Origin of the sequence: Synechocystis sp. LEGE 06083 (assembly GCF_015207725.1) — a bacterium.
GTDB classification, from domain to species: domain Bacteria; phylum Cyanobacteriota; class Cyanobacteriia; order Cyanobacteriales; family Microcystaceae; genus Synechocystis; species Synechocystis salina.
Map to the genome: position 1 here is coordinate 1 of NZ_JADEWJ010000263.1, position 5,480 is coordinate 5,480.

Here is a 5,480-nt window from a genome sequence, read left to right on the forward strand (position 1 = left end):
AGCTTGGCCAGATGCTGGCCGAGTGGCACCGTAATTGGGCAACTAACTGGCGATAATATACTCTGCCATATTAGCCCGCCGACGCTTCAGTTGGGTAAGAGCTTGGTTTTCTAATTGGCGGACCCTTTCCCGGCTGATGTTGAGATGCTGGCCAATTTTGGCTAAAGACAGCTCCTGGCCATCGTTAAGACCAAAGCGCATGGTCAGCACCGCCTGTTGTTGGGGCGTTAATTCCGCCAGTAAATTTTGCAAGTCCTGGCGCATGGACTCCTGGGTGATGTAGGCATCGGGGGAAACTCCTTCGTCCTCCAGCAGTTCCGATAATTCCGTGTCCTGGTTATCTCCCACCCGCACGTCGAGGGAAATGGGTTGGCGGGACAGGCTGAGGTACTCACGAATTTGACTAGGGTCAATTTCCAGGGCCCGGGCCACCTCGGCGGGGGTAGCACTGCGACCCAGTTGTTGGGAGAGTTCCCGTTGGGTTTTTTTGATTTTGTTTAACTTTTCGGTGATGTGAATGGGCAAACGGATAGTCCGGCCCTGTTGGGCGATCGCCCGGGTGATGGCTTGGCGGATCCACCAGTAGGCGTAGGTGGAGAATTTATAGCCTTTGGTGGGGTCAAATTTTTCTACTCCCCTTTCTAAACCGAGGCTACCTTCTTGGATCAGATCCAAAAATTCCATATTCCGCTTCTGATATTTTTTGGCGATCGCCACTACCAAACGGAGGTTAGCTTCAATCATCTTGCGTTTGGCCCGTTCCCCTTGGCCCAGGTAACGCTGTAGTTTCGTCACCGACAAATCCGCCGCTTCAGCCCATTCTCCATCGGAGGGCTCTCGGCCCAGCTTGTCGGTCAGGGCTTTTCTCTGCTCCAGCAGAGCCATCATTTGTTGGACTTGTTTGCCGAGGATAATTTCTTGCTCATGGGTTAACAGGGGTACCCGACCAATTTCATGGAGATAGGACCTCACCATATCGGCGGTGAAAGTGGGGGTGGAGGTAGGGGAGGAGAGATTGGCGGTGGGCATTCGGAATGACTCCTTAATGAAGAGCAACAGAATAACTGTCACTGTTACCATCTTTCCCAAAAATGCCTTAGACTAAGTCATTGATGGTGGAGAATAGGGTAGGTAGTGCAGTCGTCAATTTTTTACACCGTGTCCTAGCGAGTGGGCCTTTAGACGCCGCAAATGGTGACAAGGTTCAGGGATAATCAATAATTTTTGTGATCTTGGTCCGGGGTATTGCCACCGAAACCAACATCACGCTCCTACAGCCGCATAGCTAAAAGATACCCAAAAAATCAATATCACCATGATGACGAATTATTAAGGGATTCCACAAGGGCTAGGATGAAGGATTACCGAATGGCACAGGGGGGTTAACCCAACATATTTTTTTGTCAAGCTGGCAAGCCGTTTTCTCTTGGGATGGTTTACTCCCTTGACTTTTCCCCGTGGCTGATTAATTCAGTAACATTTTTAAAGTTTTTCTTCCCGATCACCATAAACTGCGGAATTTTTAGGCTCAATTTTTTTGATGGATATCCCCAACACCACTGCAACTATTCCCCAGGCTCCTCCAGATTTTCGTTCCGGTTTTGTGGCCATTGTGGGCCGTCCCAATGTGGGCAAATCAACTTTGATGAACCAATTGGTGGGACAGAAAATTGCCATTACTTCTCCAGTGGCCCAAACCACCCGCAATCGACTCCAAGGCATTGTCACCACTCCCACCTGTCAGATGATTTTGCTCGATACCCCTGGTATTCACAAGCCCCACCATGAGTTGGGGAGAGTATTGGTGAAAAACGCCATCCAAGCTATCCATAGCGTTGATCTGATCGTTTTTTTGGTGGATAGCAGTGCAACTTTGGGTCGGGGAGACCAGTTTGTGGTGGATTTGCTCCAAAAAAGTGATGGGCCGGTGGTGGTGGGACTTAATAAACAGGATCAACAACCCCCAGACCAGCGCGAAGAACTTAACGCTAGCTATGAAACCCTGACAGAAGACCATGGCTGGCCCTGCTTTAAATTTTCCGCCTTGACGGGGGAAGGTCTAAGTGATTTTCAGAGTGTCCTGGAAACAAGACTGGAGCCTGGACCCTATTACTATCCGCCGGATTTGGTCACTGATCAGCCAGAACGTTTCATTATGGGCGAGTTAATTCGGGAACAGATTTTGCTGCTTACTCGCCAGGAAGTGCCCCATTCCGTGGCGATCGCCATTGAGAAGGTGGAGGAAACCCCCCAGCGTACCAATGTTTTTGCTGCCATTACAGTGGAAAGGGGCTCCCAAAAGGGCATTATCATTGGGCAAAAAGGTAGTATGCTCCAGGCGATCGGGAGTGCGGCTCGGCAACAAATTCAAAAATTAATTTCCGGGGATGTTTATTTAAAACTATTTGTGAAAGTTGAACCAAAATGGCGGCAGTCTCGCCAGCAGTTGTTAGAATTTGGATACCGTGTGGAAGAGTAGCAAGAAGCAATGACTAGCGATCCCAACCCAGCCCAGGCATTCGAAAATTGGTTTGAGGAAGAGGAGGGGGAAGATGCCTTTACTTCCCTCATTGGCGGTGACGAGGAAAATAACGGCATTGAGGAATTGGATTTTGGTGATCTGTTTGAAGGAGAGCCCACCGTCATCCAGGGGGAAGGGTTTGGCCCATCGTCCCCTGGGGAGGAAGAGCCACCGGTCCGCATGACCCTAGATTTCAATTCCCCGGAAGCGGAACTAGACGCTCTCTTTACGGATGAAGATGCCCCCCCAACGGCGATCGATCCCTTTGAAAGCTCCAGTTGGCTAGAAATTGACCAAATGATGGAAGCGGATCCCCTTGCTTCCATTCCCGAAACCAGTGCCCCCGCCTATCAAACCAGTGGTGGCCTCAATGACCATGACTTGGCGGAGTTGCAGGATTTACTAGGGGTAGGGGATGCTGAGCCCACCATCACCAGTCCTGGTTTGCACACCTTTGCCAGTGCTGAGCCGGCGCCCCCATCGACAGGCAAAGTAATGCTGTTTGCGGCGATCGATGACTTAGATGGACTGATTGATGCCCCTGTCCTGGACGAGAATTTTTCCTTTACTGAACTAGAAAGCCTCATCGATACCCCAGCGCAAAAATCCTTTGCCACCATCAGCCATCCTTTTCGCTTGCCCGTGGCTGTGGAAGAGGAAGATGAGGACGAATTCAAAGACTTGGAAGCATTGCTGGAACAGGCGGATAGCAATCTTGGGGGAGGCATAGCCGGTATGGGAGGGGCTCGATTACCTGCCCGGCCCAGGCAAGTTAAATCCCGTAGTTTTGAGCAGACCATGCGGGTGCCCATTAAACAACTGGACAATCTTAGTAACTTAATTGGGGAACTAGTAGTCAAACGGAACCGCCTCGAACAGGATCAAGAGCGTTTGCGGCAATTTTTGGATAATCTGCTTAACCAGGCCCAAAACCTCAGCGACGTGGGGGGGCGTATGCAGGACTTATACGAGAGAACTTTGCTGGAGGGGGCCCTATTGGCTAGTCGCAGCACCAGCAACCGTTATCAATCCTCGAAAACGACCTACCCCGATGCCAGGGCCACTGCCTCCGGTTCTTCCACCATGAACGAACAGCCCTTGGATGCCCTGGAAATGGACCGTTTTACGGGCTTTCATCTACTTTCCCAGGAGATGATTGAACTAATTGTACGGGTGCGGGAGTCTGCGTCAGATATTCAATACCTGGTGGATGAGACTGATCAAGTTGCCAGGACCCTGAGACAGGTAACCACCCAACTGCAGGAGGGGATGACCAAATCCCGCATGGTGCCCTTTACCCAAACGGCCGATCGCCTGCCCCGGGCTATCCGGGAAGTGTCCATGAAGCTGAATAAAAAGGTCAACCTGGAAGTGGAAGGGGGCGATGTGCTGATCGACAAAATGATTTTGGAGCACCTCTACAACCCCATGACCCACTTGGTTAACAATGCCATCACCCACGGCATTGAAACCCCAGCGGAACGGCAACAATTGGGCAAATCTCCCGAAGGACATCTCGCCGTACGGGCCTTTCTTCAAGGGAACCAGACTCTGATTACTGTCTCTGATGATGGGGCCGGTATCAACACAGAAATGGTCAAACAAAAGGCGGTTGAAAAGGGTCTCATCACCCGGATGGAGGCCCAGAGCCTCTCCCAATCGGAAGTGTATGACCTCTTGTTCCATGCTGGTTTTAGCACCAAGGATACGGCAGACGACTTTGCCGGTAGGGGGGTGGGTCTGGACGTGGTACGTACCAGTCTGATTGATATCCGGGGAGCCATTAACATTGACTCCACTGTGGGTAAGGGCACCACGTTTACCATCCGTTTGCCCCTCACCCTGAGCATTTGCAAAGCCCTTTGTTGCCTGAGCGATCGGGCTCGCATAGCCTTTCCCATGGACGGAGTAGAAGATACCAGGGACTACCTGCCCAAGGACATTGTCACCGATGAAGATGGTCAAAAGTGCGTCAAATACGGCAAGGAAGCCCTGCTTTTACCCCTCTATCCCCTCAAAGATTTGCTCAACTATAACCGTCAATTGAGCCGGGGAAGTGTGTATGGCGGCAAGCAAGAGGAAGATGTGGTGCGGGTTATCATCGCCCGGGGCAGTTCTGGTAACCTGCTAGCCCTGCAGATTGACCAGATCCTAGGGGAAGAAGAAATTGTCATCAAACAGATTGAGGGACCCATTCCCAAACCCCCTGGTATTGCCGGGGCCACTGTGCGGGGGGATGGCAGCATCATGCCCATTGCCGATGTTTTGGAACTGATCGAAATCGCCCAGGGTCGTCTCCGCACCGACAGTAGTGGCGGACTATGGCGTAAAACTCTCACACCCACAGCCAATGAAGTCCACATGGACCCCACTGTGCTGATTGTGGACGACTCCATCACGGTGCGGGAGCTGCTATCCCTAAGCTTCAAAAAAGCTGGTTTCCGGGTGGAACAGGCCCGAGATGGGCAAGAAGCCTGGGACCAGTTGAAGTCTGGGCTGCCCTGTGATTTGGTTTTCTGTGACATTGAAATGCCGCGTAAAAATGGCTTGGAGTTGTTGTCGGAACTACAAGCAGACGAAGAACTCTCCTCCATTCCAGTGGCCTTACTCACTTCCCGGGGAGCCGATCGCCATCGTAAGGTGGCGGCCAAACTGGGGGCAACGGGTTATTTCACTAAGCCCTATACGGAAAAAGACATTTTGGATGCGGCTAACCGGATGTTGAGTGGAGAAGTGTTACTTCCTGGCAGTACCCGCAAAACCAATTCCATTCTGTCCCGCTTCAAAAAAGCCCGGGGCAACTTCTCTGAAGAAGCTCCCACCATTGTGAAAAGTAGTCCTGGCACCCTACGTTCAACGGTGTTAATTATCGATGATTCGGTGATGGTGCGGGAAATGCTTTCCATGACCTTTAAAAAAGCCGATTACCACACAGAAACCGCCCGGGATGGCCAGGATG

General features: G+C 51.4%; 3 protein-coding genes. 2 read left to right on the top strand and 1 reads right to left on the bottom strand.

Annotation, left to right across the window (positions count from 1 at the left end; all coding sequences use genetic code 11):
• Positions 1-42 precede the first annotated feature (42 nt).
• Positions 43-1,080 (bottom strand): RNA polymerase sigma factor, RpoD/SigA family, encoded by a 1,038-nt coding sequence (locus IQ219_RS16305; RefSeq protein ID WP_368667625.1) that lies wholly within the window; start codon positions 1,078-1,080, stop codon positions 43-45.
• Positions 1,081-1,540: 460 nt separating this feature from the next.
• Here IQ219_RS16305 and era point away from each other — a divergent pair, with 460 nt between their 5' ends.
• Positions 1,541-2,479 (top strand): GTPase Era, encoded by a 939-nt coding sequence (gene era / locus IQ219_RS16310; protein WP_194073301.1) that lies wholly within the window; start codon positions 1,541-1,543, stop codon positions 2,477-2,479.
• 9 nt (positions 2,480-2,488) lie between these two features.
• Positions 2,489-5,480: hybrid sensor histidine kinase/response regulator (locus IQ219_RS16315; protein WP_194073302.1), on the top strand; the 2,992-nt coding region annotated here is incomplete at its 3' end.

What these genes read in the sequence shown, in the direction of transcription:
- IQ219_RS16305 (WP_368667625.1), bottom strand. Translation starts at nt 1,080, where the DNA reads ATGGTAACAGTGACAGTTATTCTGTTGCTCTTCATTAAGGAGTCATTC.
- era (WP_194073301.1), top strand. Translation starts at nt 1,541, where the DNA reads ATGGATATCCCCAACACCACTGCAACTATTCCCCAGGCTCCTCCAGAT.